This is a genomic window from Arenibacter sp. ARW7G5Y1 (genome assembly GCF_003201775.1).
Lineage (GTDB): Bacteria > Bacteroidota > Bacteroidia > Flavobacteriales > Flavobacteriaceae > Arenibacter.
The window spans coordinates 38,442-57,268 of the sequence record NZ_QJJZ01000002.1 but is presented as its reverse complement, the minus strand read 5'-3'; the positions used below and the strand labels follow the sequence as shown (position 1 = coordinate 57,268).

At 40.2% G+C, this 18,827-nt stretch carries 11 protein-coding genes; 1 reads left to right on the top strand and 10 read right to left on the bottom strand.

Going from position 1 to position 18,827, the window contains the following annotated elements; translation table 11 throughout:
* Positions 1 to 6 precede the first annotated feature (6 nt).
* From C7972_RS03545 to C7972_RS03505, 9 genes are all read right to left on the bottom strand, one after another.
* Positions 7 to 1,512, bottom strand: coding sequence for an arylsulfatase (locus C7972_RS03545; protein WP_110354861.1), 1,506 nt, complete (start codon positions 1,510 to 1,512; stop codon positions 7 to 9).
* 95 nt (positions 1,513 to 1,607) lie between these two features.
* Positions 1,608 to 3,035 carry a sulfatase gene (locus tag C7972_RS03540; RefSeq protein WP_181422809.1) on the bottom strand — a complete coding sequence of 476 codons (1,428 nt, stop codon included), beginning with the start codon at positions 3,033 to 3,035 and terminating at the stop codon, positions 1,608 to 1,610.
* A gap of 14 nt (positions 3,036 to 3,049) precedes the next feature.
* Complete coding sequence (locus tag C7972_RS03535) at positions 3,050 to 4,957, bottom strand: glycoside hydrolase family 97 protein (protein ID WP_220020861.1); 1,908 nt, start codon at positions 4,955 to 4,957, stop codon at positions 3,050 to 3,052.
* Between the two features lie 404 nt (positions 4,958 to 5,361).
* Positions 5,362 to 7,302 carry a glycoside hydrolase family 97 protein gene (locus tag C7972_RS03530; RefSeq protein WP_220020860.1) on the bottom strand — a complete coding sequence of 647 codons (1,941 nt, stop codon included), beginning with the start codon at positions 7,300 to 7,302 and terminating at the stop codon, positions 5,362 to 5,364.
* Positions 7,303 to 7,312: 10 nt separating this feature from the next.
* Positions 7,313 to 8,902, bottom strand: a complete 1,590-nt coding sequence (locus C7972_RS03525; protein ID WP_110354857.1) for a sulfatase — start codon at positions 8,900 to 8,902, stop codon at positions 7,313 to 7,315.
* 29 nt (positions 8,903 to 8,931) lie between these two features.
* A complete protein-coding gene (locus C7972_RS03520; RefSeq protein ID WP_110354856.1) occupies positions 8,932 to 10,497 on the bottom strand; it encodes an arylsulfatase in 1,566 nt (521 codons plus the stop codon).
* A gap of 404 nt (positions 10,498 to 10,901) precedes the next feature.
* Positions 10,902 to 12,485 (bottom strand): RagB/SusD family nutrient uptake outer membrane protein, encoded by a 1,584-nt coding sequence (locus tag C7972_RS03515; RefSeq protein ID WP_110354855.1) that lies wholly within the window; start codon positions 12,483 to 12,485, stop codon positions 10,902 to 10,904.
* Positions 12,486 to 12,498: 13 nt separating this feature from the next.
* Positions 12,499 to 15,909 carry a TonB-dependent receptor gene (locus C7972_RS03510; RefSeq protein ID WP_181422808.1) on the bottom strand — a complete coding sequence of 1,137 codons (3,411 nt, stop codon included), beginning with the start codon at positions 15,907 to 15,909 and terminating at the stop codon, positions 12,499 to 12,501.
* 166 nt (positions 15,910 to 16,075) lie between these two features.
* Positions 16,076 to 17,245: a FecR family protein gene (locus tag C7972_RS03505; protein ID WP_110354853.1), complete on the bottom strand. Its 1,170-nt coding sequence runs from the start codon at positions 17,243 to 17,245 to the stop codon at positions 16,076 to 16,078.
* A 113-nt stretch (positions 17,246 to 17,358) separates the two neighbouring features.
* Here C7972_RS03505 and C7972_RS03500 point away from each other — a divergent pair, with 113 nt between their 5' ends.
* Entirely contained in the window at positions 17,359 to 17,970 is a 612-nt protein-coding gene (locus C7972_RS03500) for an RNA polymerase sigma factor (RefSeq protein ID WP_110354852.1), read from the top strand.
* 62 nt (positions 17,971 to 18,032) lie between these two features.
* Here C7972_RS03500 and C7972_RS03495 read toward each other — a convergent pair whose 3' ends face one another.
* A complete protein-coding gene (locus C7972_RS03495) occupies positions 18,033 to 18,716 on the bottom strand; it encodes a hypothetical protein (RefSeq protein WP_110355138.1) in 684 nt (227 codons plus the stop codon).
* Between the last annotated feature and the right edge of the window lie 111 nt (positions 18,717 to 18,827).

Here is an 18,827-nt window from a genome sequence, read left to right as displayed (position 1 = left end):
TTACTCTTAGGGTTTATAGGTATCTAAAACAGCCACCATTTCTTTCACCACTTCCGGATACTGATTGTACACATTGGTGGTTTGATATTTATCCGCTTCCAAGTCGTATAGCTGTCCCGAAGGCGCATTTTCTTTTATTTGCCCGTTCACAATATCGCTATTTGTTCCTCCTACAAAGTCTACCCCAGGGGCACCGCCCCAAGCATGATGCTGAGGTTTTGAGCCATTAAAACCCCCACTACCTTTTGCTGGAATGTACATCCATTTCCCTTTTCGGAGTGATAAATGGGTGGGTTTGCTTGCCGCCAACAGCAATTCATTGCGAATAGGCATTTCCGGATTGCCCAATAAAGCCGGCAAAATATTTTTGCTGTCAGAATTCTTCAAGCTATTGGGGTCTTGACCTGTAACTTCCATAAAAGTAGCCAACATATCCACATTACAGATCAATAGATCGGATACAGTTCCCACCTCAATTTTACCCGGCCATTTGGCAATGAAAGGCACACGGTGTCCACCTTCCCAAACCCCGAACTTAAAACCCAATAGATCTCCATTAATTTTGTGTCCGGCTTTCACGGCATTGCGACCTCCCAGATTCAACATTGCTCCGTTATCACTGGTAAAGATTACTAAGGTATTTTTGGCTACTCCTTGTTTGTCCAATATAGAAGTTACTTGTCCTACCATCCAATCAAGTTCTTGAATAAAATCTCCATAAAGTTCGGCATCGCTTTTTCCTTGAAAGTTTTTTCCAGGAGTAAAGGGGTGATGAATATGGGTGGTGGCCAAGTACAAAAAGAAAGGATTTTGCTTGTCATTGGTGGTATTCTCTGTAATCCACTCCACAGCCTTTCCTGCCAAAACGGTTCCTACGGTATAATCGTTGTACATCTTATGCGCGGCAACTGCCCCTTTAAACATATTGGCCGTTCTTTGTGAAGCTTCTGGTGGTATAGGAGTAATTGGAGTAACCTCTTTCTCTTTTCCTCTTCCTACATACACCAAAGGGTCGTTTGAATCTTCTCCCACCACACGGTCATTTTCTACATATACAAAAGGTGGTGCACTGTTTACAACGGGAATACCGTAGTAATAATCGAACCCTAAATCGTTCGGTCCAGGGCGCAATGGTTCATTCCAAGTGTTTTCTCCCTTGCCAAATCCTAAATGCCATTTTCCCAAGGCGGCCGTTGCATAACCCTTGTTTTTGAATACATCCGCTATGGTAAATGTATCCGGGTCTATCAATAGTTCTGAAGTAACGGGCGCGGGCCCCCAAATTCCTTTTCCGTTATTCCCACGAACAGGATATTGCCCAGTAATTAAAGCATAACGGGATGGAGTACATACCGCCGAAGCCGAATGTGCATCTGTAAAAATTTTACCTTCACTTGCCAATTTGTCTATGTTTGGCGTTTTTACTTTTGTTGCACCATAACAACCTATATCACCATAACCCAAATCATCCACTAAAATATAGACCACATTGGGATTATCTTGAGCCTGCATTATTATGGGGCTTAAGCAATATAAAAGAATAAAAGCAACAATTAGTGTGTTAGGTAATTTTCGACAATATTTCATTTTGAAAAGCATATTACAGATCATTTAATATCCATATGTTCAGGAAAAAACTCATTTGGAGTAAAATAAGGCTCTGTTCCTAGGGAGCCTACGTTTAAACCTCTTGCCCCCAAATAGCCAATATCCTCCTTTGCCCAATCCAAAAGTTTTGTCAGTTCAGTAACAACTTCCGGGTTTTCGGCAGAGACATCGGTAGTTTCCGCAATATCATTTTCTAAATTGTACAGCGTGTATTTTGTATATAGAACGCGGTCTTCTGGCGCAGAGTGAACGGGCCACTTTTCATAAACTATGGATGTCGAATCGGGTTGGTGCGGTAAATGCAATTTCCATTTGCCTTTTCGTACGGCTCGCAATATATGATGTTGGTAGTAGAAAAAAGATCTTTCCAAATCTGTTGATTTTCCATGAATAATGTCGGAAATATCCAAGCCATCAATCACCCTGTCCATAGGAATTGTTGCCCCTGCTATTTTGGCCAATGTGGGCAACAAATCGATGGTGACCGTTACCAAATCCGAAGTTTTTCCAGTCGGCACTTTTCCTGGGGCCCTAACTATACATGGTACCCGAAGTCCGCCTTCCCATGCCGAAGTTTTAGCCCCTCTAAGGGGTGCGGCGTTTCCGCCATGGTCCCCTTGTATCCACCACGGGCCATTGTCGCTGGCGAAAATCACATAGGTATTTTCATCCAATCCATTATCTTTAAGATTTTTAAAAATTCGTCCAACATTATAATCTATTTCTTCAATAACATCGCCATAAAAGCCACCTTCCGATTTTCCCTTAAATTCATCGGAAACGGCCAAATGGGTATGCGGCATGGTATGAGCCAAGTAAAGGAAGAATGACTGGTCCTTATTCTTTTCAATAAAATCAATCGCTTCATCCGTATATCTTTTGGTAAGTGTGGACATATCGGCCTTAGGTTCTACCAACGTTTCATTTCGCAACAAATGCACTTTGGAATCGTTACTTGTGGGTGTAAAAAAGGATTCGTCAAACCCTTGGTGCATGGGCAATAAATTTGGATTGAATTGTTCTGGACTGTGACCTGCCAAATCCCATTTTCCAATCATTCCCGTTTTATATCCTAATGGCTTTGATACTTCGGCAATAGTAACTTCACTTAACGATAGTTTGGGATGCGGCACCTCTCCGTTGTCGTTTCGTGCATTACGCATAGGGTAACGACCCGTCATTAATGCCGCACGTGATGGCCCACAAACTGTTTGGGCATAAAAGTTGGAAAACTTCATTCCCTCACTTGCCATTTTATCCAGGTTAGGGGTCTTGATATTTGGGGAACCGTAACAGCCTACATCACTGTAGCCCTGATCATCGGTTAAGATAATGATGAAATTTGGCTTAGCGGCTGGATCTTGTTTTTTTTGCATACAGACCGCTGCCAAAAAAAATAAAATACTGATCGTTACAATAATTTTCACCCTCATTTTCTTAATTAATTAGGTCTTATCCACATACAATGCCCGCCTCCTGGTGCCATTGCAGCCTTAATAACATCTCCTTTTTTAACTTTGCCGTTCCGCACCTGGTAAGCCTCAGGATTGGTTTTGCAATGGGTTTCAGGGGTGTCCTCATAAAAGGTAATATTGTATTCCTTATCGGCCTCCAAAAAGTCGAGATCAATTTCCAGAGTTCCTCCCTGTTGGTTATAAACGCTTCCAATGAACCATTCTTTACCGTGGCGCCTTGCCGTTGTAATATATTCGCCTATTTTGGAATGCAGGATCTTGCTCTCGTCCCATTTCCCAACAGGCAATTTTTGAATGAATTCGAAAAGATCGGCCTTGGTTTCATAAGCTTCCGGGGCATCTGGGATACAGACTAGACCACTGAAAATGATCAGCGTTCTAGCTGCTTCGGAGGTCACGGTTGAAAAATAAGTATTTGTTTCCCTTGGGCCTTTTTGTCGGAGCCCGCTGTTGATCCCCGTTAGATCAAAATTGCCGTTGTTCATATCCAAAGGGCCGGTAATGGCGTTTATCAGTGCCATTTTAATGAACGATTCAGGTGTGAAGGCCCTACGTGAATCTTGCTGGGCATGGCAGTATTCGCGAGTAATGGCATTAGGGTAAGTACGTCGTATTCCTGTAAAAGGTACCGGACTGTCATGGAAATCGATCAGCAACTCACTTGCTGCACTTTTCTGAATGGCCTCCCTGGTAAAATCCACATTACTACCCATAAATCCGTATTTGATTCCTTTCATTCCCAAAGACTGATAATAAGGAAAAAGTTCATCATCGCCATATTCTCCATGCCTCCTGTCATAGTACAACATTAGATCTACCTCCTTTTCCGCGGCATAATCGATCACTTTTTTCAGGTCCAGTTTATCGGAAAGCTCAAAATGCCCTTTGGTAACCTCCTTATACCAGGAATCATCGATAAGAAAATAGTCGATACCCTTTTCAGCGGCAAAGTCGATGAAACGGAAATAGCTTTCGGTATTAATGCCATAGACAAACCCATCAGGAGCGGTATAACCATGAACACGCCAATCCCACAACGTCTTTCCTGGCTTTATCCAATCCGTATTATCAAGTTTTGACGGACTTGCCAAATTGATGGGCACTGTGTTCACCACAAGGTCGCCAGCCGATTTCCCAAAAAGAATTACCCGCCAAGGACTGGTCCATTCCTTCTCACTTAATGCTACTTTGTTAATTGATACAATTTTTCCTTCAATCTCCCCAACATCAAGATGCATGGGATCCATACCATTGGCCACATAAAGATCCGACTCCAATAATGCCATAAAAGATTGGTCTGTCGATTCAACAACTAAAGGCACACTAATTTTTCTCTTTTTAGGACCTTTGTCCTGTAAATAATCGGTCAGTCCTTTATAATCCACGGGGCCCAATGGTTCACTTTCGCCTGCTGGTGAAAAATAATTACTGCCGTTGGGCAAATTGTAAGTACATTTAAAAATGGCCTCCTTAGGTTTTTCGCCTTCGTTGAGGACAAATCTAAAAGCAACTCCTTCATTGTACGCCCTGGCCAACAATTTTCCCTCTACACCATCGATATTTAGATCCAATTGAAGTTCTTTATAATGGTCACGGATGTTGCTTTGCTGCCCCCAAACCGGATTCCAGCTATCGTCGTTTTCAATTTCTGTGGCATTCAAGATGGTCACCTTCGCGTTTGGTACTATTTCCAATTCCGAAGTCCTTATAAATTCTACACCTTGAGAACCAACCTGATAATTCAACTTATTATCAACAAGCTGTATCCCAATGGAACGATTACCATCTGGAGAAGTAAGGTTGATATTATCCAGGGATTTTTGGCAAGATACCAAAGCTGTCAGCAAGGCAATAAAAAAGAATATTCTTCGCATTATCATTATAATTTTAATTTTTACATTTTTAATCTTTGGTCTCCATACTGCCCCACCAGTTGTTTTTGGGGTCAATATCATTGGATAACAGGTCGATACGTTGTTTTTCCAGTGCAGGCTTCTTGTCATATTGCATTTTGTGCAAAAACTCCCTGGCCTCTTTTTCTGAATAAACAAGGTAGGCCGTACATATTTTGCTCTACAATTTTATCCGATAGTCGAACAAGGTTCTCCCTAATTTGATCATATGGATATTGATAAAACTGGGTATCTTATCCTTATACTATTTTCTTTAGGTATCGGTTCAAAACTTACGCCATCGGCATGGTAGTGGGAACGAATTGGAATATCAGCCAAAACCAAAAGTATATGAAACAGATCTACCAATGTCATTTAATTAATGTTTATTCACTCCATACAGGCCTTATCCACATACAATGTCCCCCACCAGGGGCCATTATTGCACTAATTACATCATCCTTTTTTACTTTACCATTCCTCACTTGGTAAGCTTCTGGATTGGTCTTACAATGGGTTTCTGGGGCATCTTCATAATACGTTACCTTATACTCCGTCCCTGCATCCAGAAAGTTGAGCTCAATATCCAATTCCCCACCTTGTTGGTTGTACACACTGCCAATAAACCAATCTTTCCCATGGCGTCGGGCAGTTGTGATGTACTCCCCAATTTTTGAATGAAGAATTCGGGTTTCGTTCCATTTCCCTACAGGTTGTTTTTGGATAAATTCAAATAGATCTTTCTTGGATTCGTAAGCCTCAGGGGCATCAGGAATACAAACCAATCCACTGAAAATTACTAGCGTTCGGGCGGCTTCAGAGGCCACTGTTGAATAATAAGTATTTGTTTCAAGCGGGCTTTTATGCCGCAAACCACTATTTATCCCCGTTATATCAAAATTACCGTTGTTCATATCCAATGGACCCGTTATGGCATTAATCAATGCCATTTTAATAAAGGACTCGGGAGTAAAGGCTCTTCTTGAATCTTGTTGGGCGTGACAATATTCGCGGGTGACTGCGTTTGGAAAGGTCCTGTGTATACCGGTAAAAGGAACTGGCCCATCATGAAAGTCGATGAGCAACTCACTTTCAGCACTTTTCTTAATGGCTCCTCGAGAAAAGTCCGGGTTATCACCCATAAATCCATACTTTATCCCTTTGGCGCCGAGCGATTGAAAATAGGGATATAATTGAGTGTCCCCAAAATCCCCTCTTTTTCTGTCATAATATAAAATAACATCAACTTTTTTTTCCTTCGCGTAATCCATGACTCTGGCAATATCTAGATCCTCCTTAACTTTGAATTCTCCATCAGAATGCCCGCTATACCATCCACCATCGATCATAAAATACTCAATACTTGTAGCAGCCGCATAGTCAATAAAACGAAGGTAACTTTCTGTATTGATACCATAGACGAAACCATCAGGAGCGGTATATCCATTTACACGGAAATCCCATAAACACTTTCCTGGTCTTATCCAGTCTGTATTCTCTAATTGACATGGGGTTGCCAAGTTTATAGCAGTGGTGTTTACGACTAAATCGCCAGCAGATTTGCCTAAAAGAATTAACCTCCATGGTGTAGTAAGACCTTCCTCACTTAATTCAACTTTGTTAATAGATTCAACATTTCCAGCCTCCAAATTAACTCCAAGATTCATAGACTTAAAGCCATTTGCTGCATACAAGTCCGATTCCAAAAGCGCTATATACAAATGGTCTGGTGTTTCAACAAGTAAAGGCACACTAATTGTTGTTTTTAGACCCTTATCCATTTCTCCCGAATGATAGGTGTTTAAATCCTTAAGGCTAAGGGGGCCCATAGGTTCGTGTTCACCCCGAGGCGCAAAAAAGGCACTCCCATCTGGCAAGGCGTACGAACAACTAAGTACTGCCTCCTTTGGTTTTGGACCATCTGCAAGCACAAAACGGAAAGCCACACCTTCGTTATAGGCCCTCGCCAGCATTTTCCCTCCCACTCCATCGATATTTAAATCCAATTGAAGTTCTTTATAATGGTCACGGATGCTACTTTGCTGCCCCCACGCAGTAGTCCATGTACTATCGTGTTCAACAATCCGGGAATCCAATACAGTTACTGCAGACTCAGTGAATATTTCCAATTCAGAAATTCCAAGTATTTCTTTTCCAGACCAATTAAGCTGATAAGTAAGGGTACTATCAATCAATGAAATTCTCAAGTCAATATTATCATCTGGGGAAGTTAAGTTGAAATTATCAAGGGATTTTTGGCAGGACACCAACCCTGTCAGCAAGGCAATAATAAAGAAGATTCTTCGCACTATCATTATAATTTTCATTTTTACATTTTTAATCTTTGGTCACCATACTGCCCCACCAATTGTTGTTGGGATCAAAATCATTGGATAACATCTCCATCCGTTGTTTCTCCAGTGCGGGCATTTTTTCATATTCCATTTTGTGCAAAAATTCCCTAGCCTTCTCTTCAGAATATTCCGGGTCGGGCTTTGCGTATTTGGCCCCCACCTCTGTTAGATAGTCGAACAACTCCATGTTAAGTTCCTGTACCTTATCAGGATAGTCCGCCACGAGATCCGTTGCCTCCCCAAGGTCTTTAGACAGGTTATAGAGTTCTTTTCTTCCATCCTCATAGTAATGAATGAGTTTCCAGTTGCCCCGACGAATAATGGAAGAAGGTTCCCCCCCTTGGTTACCATAGTGTGGAAAGTGCCAGATAAGGGCACGCTCGGCCAATGGTTCCCCTTTAAACAAAGGGAGAAGGCTAATTCCATCGTTATGTTCCTTGGGAAGTTGTTGGGCACCAGCCAACTCCAAAAATGTGGGATAAAAATCTGTTCCCGAAACTGGGTAGTCAATTTTCTCCCCTCCTTTGGATAGACCAGGGATTTTGATAAAATAGGGTTCCCTTATACCACCTTCAAACTGATATCCTTTACCAGCTCGCAAGGGTTTGTTACTGGTAGAAAAATTATCTCCGGCTGCCACCCCTCCATTGTCGGACGTAAACACAACAATAGTACTTTCCTCAAGCCCCAACTCATCGAGGGCAGAAAGCACCTGCCCAACAGCCTCATCCATTTGCTCTACCAAGCCAGCATAAATTGGGTTGTCCTGCACCTGGCGAATGGGCAAAAAATTTCCCATGCTATAGGCGCTTTCCGCCACTCCTTGTTGCACTGCCTTGTCCCGGTATTTCTTCCATTTTTCACGAGTAGTCTGAATGGGCGAATGCACCGCATAAAAGGAGAGATAGGCAAAAAAGGGTTTTCCGGTTTTCTGCGGATTATTTTCCTGAATGAATTTAACCGTTTCATTTGCAAGGCGGTGCGATAGGTTATCACCATCCTTCAGGTTTTCCAATTTTGGATTGTCATAGGGAGAAAAATAACCTCCCCTTGGCCCTCCAGACGTCCAGCCGCCAACATTGATATCAAATCCATGATCTTCGGGCCAAGAACCCTTGTCCCCCAAATGCCATTTCCCGGCAAAAAAAGTTTTATAACCTTGCTGTTTCAACGCTTCGGGCATGGTAATATACTTCTTGGGTAGGTTATGGGTATATTCTGCAGGAAGCAGTTTTGTAAAGCGATTCCTTTTTCGCCATGCTTCACCAGAAGGAGACCCAATATGTACTGTAATATCGTGTCTAGCAGTAAATTTGCCTGACATTATACTTGCCCGTGAGGGACTACAGACCCTGCTGGCGGCATATCCGTTGGTAAAAATAGTTCCTTGATCCGCTATCCTGTCTATGTTGGGTGTTTCATAGTAGGTACTGCCCATACAACTCAGGTCTGTATAGCCCAAATCATCGGCAAGGATGAAAACAATATTAGGTTGCCCCTTACTTTCCTGTTTTTGACAAGAAACATGTAATATCGCAAGACAAGAGAGAATGGATATATAAAACCTTCGCATGGATTTGTGTAGTTTGAATTCTTGAAAATTTAATTTATAATACCTTCAATTTGTTCCCAGCCCATCATACCTTCATTTTCCTGTTTGGCCCCAGGAGTACTTCTCCCATCGAGAATGATTTTTTTAAGGGCCGACTTAAGCTCGGTAGCCTTCTCCGGGAATTGGGCTATCAAATTTTTTGTTTCCCCAATATCGGCCGCCAAATTGTATAGCTGCATAGCAGGTAAATCCAGATTCTCTTGTTTTATGTCCTGTGGCCTTGGATAGCTCCAACCCCCGGATCCGGGACAAATACTTAATTTCCAAGAGCCCTGTCTGATGGCAAAAGACCCATTTATGGAATGATGTACGGTATATTCACGTATTTCCTCATCCTTTTCCCCATTTATAAGAGACAGCATACTATAACTGTCCTCCGCTTCGGTATCTTTAATTTTATACCCTGTTAATTCAGCGCAAGTAGCAAAAAAATCGGTGGTACAGATAATTTTGTCCGTACTTGTATTTTTTGGAGCATTATTAGGCCATTCTACTATAAAGGGTACGTGGTGCCCTCCTTCAAAGATATCCGCTTTGGTACCCCTAAAAGTATAGCTGGGATCATGATCTACTTTGGCAAGCTCCTCAAAGTCGGCCTTTGGAGAACAGCCATTGTCACTGGTAAACACCAAAAGCGTATTTTCGGATATACCCTGTTTTTTAAGGGCGGTCCTTATTTGGCCTACCACATCATCCACCTGCATCACAAAATCGCCGTACATATTGGTATTGCTCTTGCCTAAAAATTCCGTGGTAGGTAAAATAGGGGTGTGGGGGGCAGGCAATGGAAAATATAAGAAGAAGGGCGATTTGCCCTTGGACTTTTCATCTATATACTGCACGGCCTTATTCGTCAGATCCTGAAGCACGGTTGCATGAACAAAATCGTCCGAGGTAGGTCCTTTTCTCCAAATGCCTTTTTCATCGACCGATACCGTAGTCTTGGTCGGCACCATAGTAGGCATATCATTCTCCACGTAAACATATGGCGCCATATCCAAGGAACCACAAAAACCAAAGGAATAGTCGAACCCATGGGTAGCGGGGCCATTTTTGACAGGAGAGGCAAAGTTCACCTCTGGGTTTGCATTAAGTTTATTATGCTCTAAGTTGGGATTCTGATCCTGAATATCCCAGTCCCAGCCCAAGTGCCATTTGCCTACGTAGGCTGTATTGTAGCCTTGTGTTTTTAGCATTTCGGCAATGGTGGTACGTTCTTGTTTTATCAAGGATTTGGAATAACCACTCAACACAAAGCTCTTTAAGGAAGATCTCCAATTATATCGCCCGGTCAGTATGCCGTATCGAGTTGGAGTACATACCGCCGATGACGTATGGGCGTCGGTAAACTTAACGCCATTGGCTGCCATGGCGTCCAGGTTAGGGGTAGCAATTTTACCTTCGGGGTTAAAAGCTTTTACATCGCCGTACCCCAGGTCATCTGCAAGGATGTAGATGATATTGGGGGTTTGGGTTGTTGCCTTATTTCTTTGCGCATGGACGGAGGGTTGGGAGAAAACGAACAGTATTGTAATAAAATTGAATACTCTTTTCATGTGTGAAATACTTTAGTAAGGTGTATAATTTGCTTTTAAGAATCCTAAGATTTTTCTCAAAAAAAGCATTTTTTAAATTTTTTAAAATTCGACAAAGGATATTGATACTGCCACTAGTAAAAGTACCTCTTATGGTACTTTTTTGCATGAACGAATGACTTTAAAGACTTAAATGTTGAAATTTTCATGACTATAACAAAATCTCTTTAAATGAAAAATATCTATTATTACCTATGTTACCCCTATATCCGGTCATGTTAAAGAAATGCAAAAGAGCATAATAGGTAAAAAAAGGGCAGATTCTTTGGTCTGCCCTTTTGAATAAATTAGTTAAACAATATTGTATAGTTCCTATTTTTAATACCCAGAGCTTTGAATATTTTCATCAGATTAAAGAATATGAATTAGTTCCATGGCGCATTTTGTGTCAGCCCTTTTGCACGTTCTATCTCTGATTCTGGTATAGGCCAAATATTAGCCTGCCATCCTTTGCCTACTGCTGCCTTAGCTTCCTTTAGAGTACCCCATCTTACCAAGTCTAACCAGCGCAATCCTTCAAATGCCAATTCTACCCTCCTTTCCCTTCTCAAAACAACCCTTAATTCCGATTGATCCATAGTTGTTATTGCAGGGTAATTGGAAGTATCTTCTTTAATTGTTCCATATGCCCTTGCCCTCACAGTGTTAATAGCATCTAAAACAGATTGATCTATGGATCCAGATTCTATTTTTGCTTCTGCATACATTAACAAAACATCTGCATAACGAACTACAACAAAATTGGTACCATCAGGCAGTGTAAGTCCATCCTGTCTAGGAGGATCTGTCAAAGGGTTTAGATATTTTTTCATGTGATAACGGTTGGACCAAGGGTAATCATTGGAATCGCCAGTTAACCATTCGGGCCAAACACCTCTGTTATATACGAAATTACCATCATTATCCTTAATGCCGTAAATTGCACCTGGATATTGAATGGACGCCCAAAGTCTTGGATCCCTATTTGCATATTCATTTGCAGAATCGAATAAGGTATTATTGGGATCATCTATCGTAAGTCCATTAGTGCTTTCAAAAGCGTCCACTAATTCTTTAAAAGTAGCAGAACCTTGAGCTGAAGACTGCGTTACTGAATGCCAATTAATAGACTCACCAACGCTTGGTTCTACATTACTAAAATGAATATCAAATAATATTTCAGAATTGCCTTCATTCTCCTCATACAAAAGAGTTGAAAAGTTTGGAAATAAACTGTAAGAACCATATACCCCATTTATTATATCTTGCGTCACATTTATAGTTGCATCATAATTTTTTTCATTCAAAAGAACACGAGCTAAAAAGCCAGCTGCTGCTCCTTTTGTCAATCGACCATTTTCTGATACCGTTGTTGGCAAATTATCGATTCCAAATTGAATATCACTAATGGCTGAAGCCATAACATCTGCTTTTGGAGTTCTAACCATATTAACTGCCTCGTCTATGGACACAGTATTAAGCAACAAGGGCACATCTCCAAAATATGGTACAAGATTGGCATGGAAAAACCCTCTTAAAAAACGGGCTTCCGCCACCATTTTATTCTTTAATGCCTCATCCATTTCAACGTTCTGGACATTTTCTATAAAGTAGTTGGCTCTAAAAACCCCCTCATAACAATGGTTCCAACGTCTTTGGATAGCGGTATCAGAATTACCTGGAGCTTCCGTACCATCTGATAAATCAGAAAAACCTTGACTCCCTGGCCCCCTTACAATCTCATCGGTTGCCGAACCTAACAAAGGGGCATAAAGCGCAAAGGTGTTTTCCTGTAAAACCCCGTAAACAGCATTCAATGCCTGGGTAGCATCACTTTCTGTTTTAAAGAAATTACCTTCTGCCAGCCCATTTAAATCATTCCTATCTAAAAAATCATTATTACAACCCAATAACAATAAACCCATTGCAAGGTTTAATAATATAGTTTTATATATATACTTTGTGTTCATCTTGTGTTCTTTTTTAAAGTGCAATATTAAATCCTAAGGAAATGATTTTCGTAGTTGGAATGCGGTTAAAATCAACCGACCCTCCATTACCCAATGGTCTTTCTGGGTCAATCCCGTCAAACAAATTTGTAATCAAAAATGGGTTCTGAGCATTTGCATAAATCCTAAACTTGGATAGCCCAATTGTGGAAATCACGCTCTGCGGAAAGGAATATCCAATTTGGATATTTTTAATTCTTAAATAACCGCCAGGGTAAAGATCGAAAGTAGAAGGAAACCTTAATCCTTCATTACCGTGATATACTCCCTGAAATACCACTCTAGGCAATGTTCCATTAGGATTAAAACTAACAGATTCCTCTAGGTAACGTTTAGGTATACCTCCTTGGGAGGAAAATGGCTCAACTGCATGATAAGTAGCCCAATAATCGACACCCGCTACGCCATTAGCCTGAATTGACAAGTCGATTCCTTTGTAGTTAAAATCAATATTAAAACCGTAGACCAGATCAGGATAAGGCTTACCAACAGGCACTTTATCATCTGCTGCTGCTTGTTGGCTTATGACCCCATCACCATTCTGATCAATATATTTAATATCACCTGCGGTTTGATTACCTCTACCATCTGTAATTGGCGCCGCCTGTGCTTCCTCGTGAGATTCAAACAAACCATCAGCTACAATTAAAAAAGGTTGATCAATAGGATATCCCACTTCAACAAGTTGGGTTCCAACAGGACCCCGTATAATCCTGTCCACATCTCCGGCTATCTTTATCACTTCATTTTCTGCGTGGGATAAATTACCACTAACGCTATAATTAAAATCTCCCACGCTATTGGAATATCCTAGCGCAAAATCCCAGCCCCATGCATCAACCTCTGCCAGATTAACAACTGGGTTTCCCAAACCCCCAGCCAATCCAGGCACCGGAAACCCCAACAATTGATCTTTACGTGTTTCAAAGAAATAATTAAAATTAAAATTCAATCTATTCTTAAATAGACGTCCTTCCAATGCTATGTCTTTTTTAACAGCAGTTTCCCAAATGGCATCCCTATTAGCTAAACTTGTAGGTCCGGCGCCGAGTGCTTGCTGATTATCAAAAACATAACTTAATCCGGCATTTTGTGCAACTGAGGATTGGTACAGGTAAAGTCCTCCTGTATCTTGATTACCGACCTCACCCCAAGATCCTCTAAGCTTTAAAAAGTTTATTAACCCGTCCGTATTAAAAAAATTCTCTTTAGAAAGAATCCAACCTGCAGAAAAAGAAGGAAAATAACCCCATCGGTTTTCTGGAGCAAAACGAGAAGTCGCATCTGCCCTAAAGTTTGCGGTCAATAAATATTTCCCCTCGAAATCGTAATTTAAACGTCCAAAATAAGACCTAAAAGCAATATGGTTAGCACTACCTCCAGCTATTTCATTTTCTGGATTCAAATTGCCGATAACCTCAATACCAGGCTGATTATACTGACTAGTACCGGCATTCAAAGATTCTGATCTCTGCAACTCTTCAGAATATCCTCCAAGAATTTCAAAATAGTGAATTTGATTTATATCAAAATCGTAGTTTATTGTTGTTTGCAGAAGGGTATTAAAACTTGTTGTATGCTCCTTGTTCAAGCTATTATTAAAATTACCCCCTGCGCGTGAAAAAGTCCCATCTTCAAAATAATCCCTAACACGCCAATAGTCGTATGCATTATTTACGGCTGTAATGTCAATATTGGTCATATTACCTGAAGCTAAGCCCTTTATTTTTAAATCTTTAATTGGCTCGTATTGAATATAGACATTTCCCAGAGTTCTCAACTCTTTAGCCGTATTTTTAGTTTCGTTCGCAATGGCAATTGGATTATCCCAATCTGCTCCAAATCCTCCCTGCTCAAATTTATTCCCTGTCCAAGCGCCGTTATCCAATTGGACGGGTACTGTAGGGTGTCGTCGAATGGCTAAAAATAATTGGCCTCCCCCAGAACTGATATTAGGTCTAATATTCTCTCTATAATTACCGGTAACCGTGGCACCTATCTGTATTTTTTCAGTAATCTGCGAATCTAAATTTAACCTAAAAGTACCTTGTTTTGATCCGGTCCCTATGGAAATACCCTCTTGATCCAAGTAAGATGCTGAAGCAAAATAATTTGATTTTTCTGAGCCACCCCTTGCACTAACATTGATTCTATTTATGGGTGCGGTATTAAATACTTCATCTATCCAATCTGTTCCTTGAAAACCGGTTTCATCCAAAAATGCCTGATATCGTGCTAAAGCCGCATCCGATAAAAAGGGGGCTCCTATAGGCCCATTGAGGTCTCCGGTAGTTGGTACTTCGAAGGCCATATTATGTACATTTATATAGGTCAGGGGATCCGAGACTTGTTGGGGTAATCTTGTAGCCGTTTGAAATCCAGAGTACATATCAATGTTAAGTTGTCCCTCTCCTTTTTTACCTCTTTTGGTAGTTACCAATATTACTCCGTTCGCTGCACGAGACCCATAAATGGCGGTTGCAGAAGCATCTTTTAAAACCGAAATCGTATCTATATCGTCAGGATTTACCGCATTAAGGTCAGCCTCAATACCGTCTACTAGTACTAAGGCTGAATTACTTCCTGTAAACGATGAAATACCCCTTATGGTAATTTGTGTTACATCTTGTCCAGGCTCACCTGATAATTGACTTACATGTACTCCAGCAGCTAAACCCTGCAAGGCTTGACTTGCATTTGTCAAAGGTCTTTTATTAAAATCATCCGATTTTATTTGCGCAACAGAACCTGTTAATGCATCTTTACTTTGTGTACCATAACCTACTACTACCACCTCCTCAAGGCCAGCAGCACTTTCCTCCAACACAACATTAAGATTGAACTCTCCCCTAATGGGAACTTCTTTTGTAGCATAGCCAATGTAGGAAACCACTAAGGTTACGTTTTCATTAGCAACATCTATTGAAAAATTCCCGTCAAAATCGGCTGTTACCCCGTTGGCTGTTCCTTTTTCAACAATATTGGCACCCGGTAAGGGTTGACCCGTCTGATCCGTCACTGTTCCTGAAACTTCATATTGCTGTGGGAGCAAAACTTCTTCTGTTGACACGGAATTGATGTGCCGTTCACGGATTACGATACGATTTTTTCTGGACAGCTCAAATTCAACAGCACTCTTGGATAAACTTTGCTTTAAAAGCTCATCTACTCCAATCACTCCTTTCTGTAATTGCACTTGAGGAGCATCTGCAAACAAATCGTCTGGATATAAAAAACGATACTTGGTCTGGTTTTGAATAATATCAAAGACCTCATCTACAGAGACTACCTTGTTGGCGTCTATAATTATTTTCTCTTGAGAAAATGACTTTTCCGTTGTAATCCCAAAAACGGTTGTGCACAATAGAAAAATAAAGGTTCTCATAATCATGAATAATACCCGCATTCGGACGAACGACCGGGACTGAATTAATTTAATTTTCATAAATTTACATAGTATTGGTTGAACATTTGTTTAAGTAATACGCTTTAAAGGGACGAAGTTGATGCACCGCTAAATGTTCTCCTTCGTTCCCTTTTTTTAAAAAATTTTATTTTAAGAGTATTGTTTTATTAATTATTTCGTAGTCCTTGATGACCCCGAAATTTTTTATTGTATTCAATATATCCTCTATACTTTGATCTTTTCCCAGTACCCCATTAAACCCTGCTTTTTCCAATTCAGGGTTTTCGAAATTAACATCCATATCATACCAGCGAGATAACACCTTCATGATCTCCACTAAAGGTTTTTTTCGAAAACTAAAAACACCATCTTTCCAGGAAATCTCGTGATAAACTTTAACAGTAGCAACTTCCATACTGTTATCATTAAGATTTAGGTTTGCCTGTTGTGAGGGTTGCAGTTCGCGTTTTCCATTTGCGGTACTAATTACCACCTTGCCCTCCACCAAGGTGGTATAAATATTAGCTTCCTCCTTATATGCCTTCATATTGAATTCAGTTCCCAAAACCTCTATTTCTTGGGATTGATTGGACACCACAAATTTTGAACCTTCATGTTCCGTACTCGGGGAAACAGCAAAGTATCCTTCACCATATGCCAGCTCCACTTTTCGGATTTGACCTTTAATAAAATTCACCGGATATTTAAGTTGGGATTCGGAATTTAACCAAACTTCGGTACCATCGGATAAAACTAAGTGAAACTGACCTCCCCTTGGAACGGTCAAAAAATTATAAACTACTTCTGCCACAGTACTATTAGTTGCTCCATATACTATTTCCTCTCCATTACTACTTGCATTTTGTGTTTGATAAGTGTTCCCTTTTTCCAATACAACTTGAGAGCCATCTTCCAAGGTCAAAGTGGCTTTTTCCGATCCAATATTAACATTATTGCTAATTATTCTTGTATTCGTTTCTATTGTCTTGGAGAAAAAATTTTCCCTAAGGAAATAACCAGTGACCAATAAACCGGTGACCACTGCTGCTGCCGCATAACTAATTATTTTACGGATCTTCTTTAGTCTGACAGCCTTAATCTCTTCATCCATTAATTGCTGTAACCTATTCTTTAGATTATTGGCGTCGAATTGTCTCATTTCGTGTTCAATGGCGTAATTTGTTTTGATATAGTCGATGAACAATTTTTCGTTTTCAGCATCCTGCAACCATACTGCTAACATATCCAACTCGGCTGCCGAGGCTTGACGTGTTAGGAATTTGGTAATTAGTTCCTTTGCTTTTTTATTGCCCATTAGAAACGTACTATTTACAATTAATACGTATGTATTTTACAATACCCTAACTTTTAAATGCATTTTTTTTATAAATTGCCCAAATTAACCGACAATTATTACCAAATTACCATATGCCATTTGAATATTTTGACAACCTACAATTGATTGAAGCTCTTAAATCAGGAGATTCTAAAGCGTATACCTTCCTGGTGGACAACTATCATCACAAGCTATGTCTTTATGCCTATAGTCTTATAAATGATGAGAAAGCTGCTGAAGACATTGTCCAAAATGTTTTTATACGTACCTGGAAGAAACGAAATCGTTTAAATCCGGATTTTGAAATTAGTAGTTTTCTTTATAAATCGGTTTACAATGAATTTATAGATGAATATAGAAAGCAGAAATTAGTAGTTCCCTTAGAGAAAAAATATATTGATGCGCTAACCACTATGGTGGAAAATAAAGATGAATATGCCCTGGAACGAAGAATAAAATTAGTAAAACGGGCCATCCAAAACCTTCCTCCGAAATGCAAAGAAATATTTATGTTGAGCAAACATGATGGACTCACCAATTTGGAAATTGCCGAATATAAACAAGTTTCTGTTAAATCGGTCGAGGCACATATCACCAAAGCCTTTTCCATACTAAGACAATCAATAGGAGAGGAAATGCATCAGGTACTATTCCTACTATTTAGGACCCTAAAAAACGATCAACTATCTGCTGGAAAGGAATAGCTCAAAATAATCCCACGTTATCAAAAGTTCTCGTTGAACATTTTGATCACAGTATAGGCACTTTAATTCACAGCGCCAAATTCATTCAATTGTTCTTTTTCCTTCAGGTCGACCGCATGGTACATGGAGGCAAAAGCAGCGGAAATCCATATAATGGAGAAAACAATACCAACAATAAAACAAATGAGTCCCCCAATTACTATAGGAATTACAAGCAATCCCATTCCAAAAATCTGCCAACCGTGCCCTCTGGTCATTTCCCAGCTTTTTTCAACAGCCGCAACGGGCTCCATATTTTTATCCATGACCAGATAGGAAACGAATACCAACCTACAGGCCAAAATAATTCCTGGTACAATTAACAAAACAAACCCTAATCCTACAATGGCAAAGGTGAGCAAATTAGCAAGGATGATATTGGTATAATTCTTTTTAAAGCCGTTGAACATTTCACTGATTTCGAATTTTTCATTACGAATGGCACGGAGGTACATTAAATCGCCACCATACTTCACCACGGAAAAGAAAAGCAACCAATAGGCTGCGGCCAAAATCTGTAAAACTATCATCACTGGGGAATTATCGGCATCGGAATCCCGAACAATGGAAGCAGGAGATTCGGCAATACCCACAATGACCATCACTAAAAACAAATATAAAAAGTGTTTCCACATTTGCTGCCAACCATAACCGTAACTTCCAGATATAGTTGCTTCAGGTTTTTTCCCTTCTTTTATGACTTCCATGAGCTTCAATTTTAAATTCATATAAATTTAAGGGTGTCTTGTTAAAAAGCGTTCCAACTTTAGTAGTGAATTTAAAATCACTACTAAGGTAGGGGTAGGTATTAGCTGCAT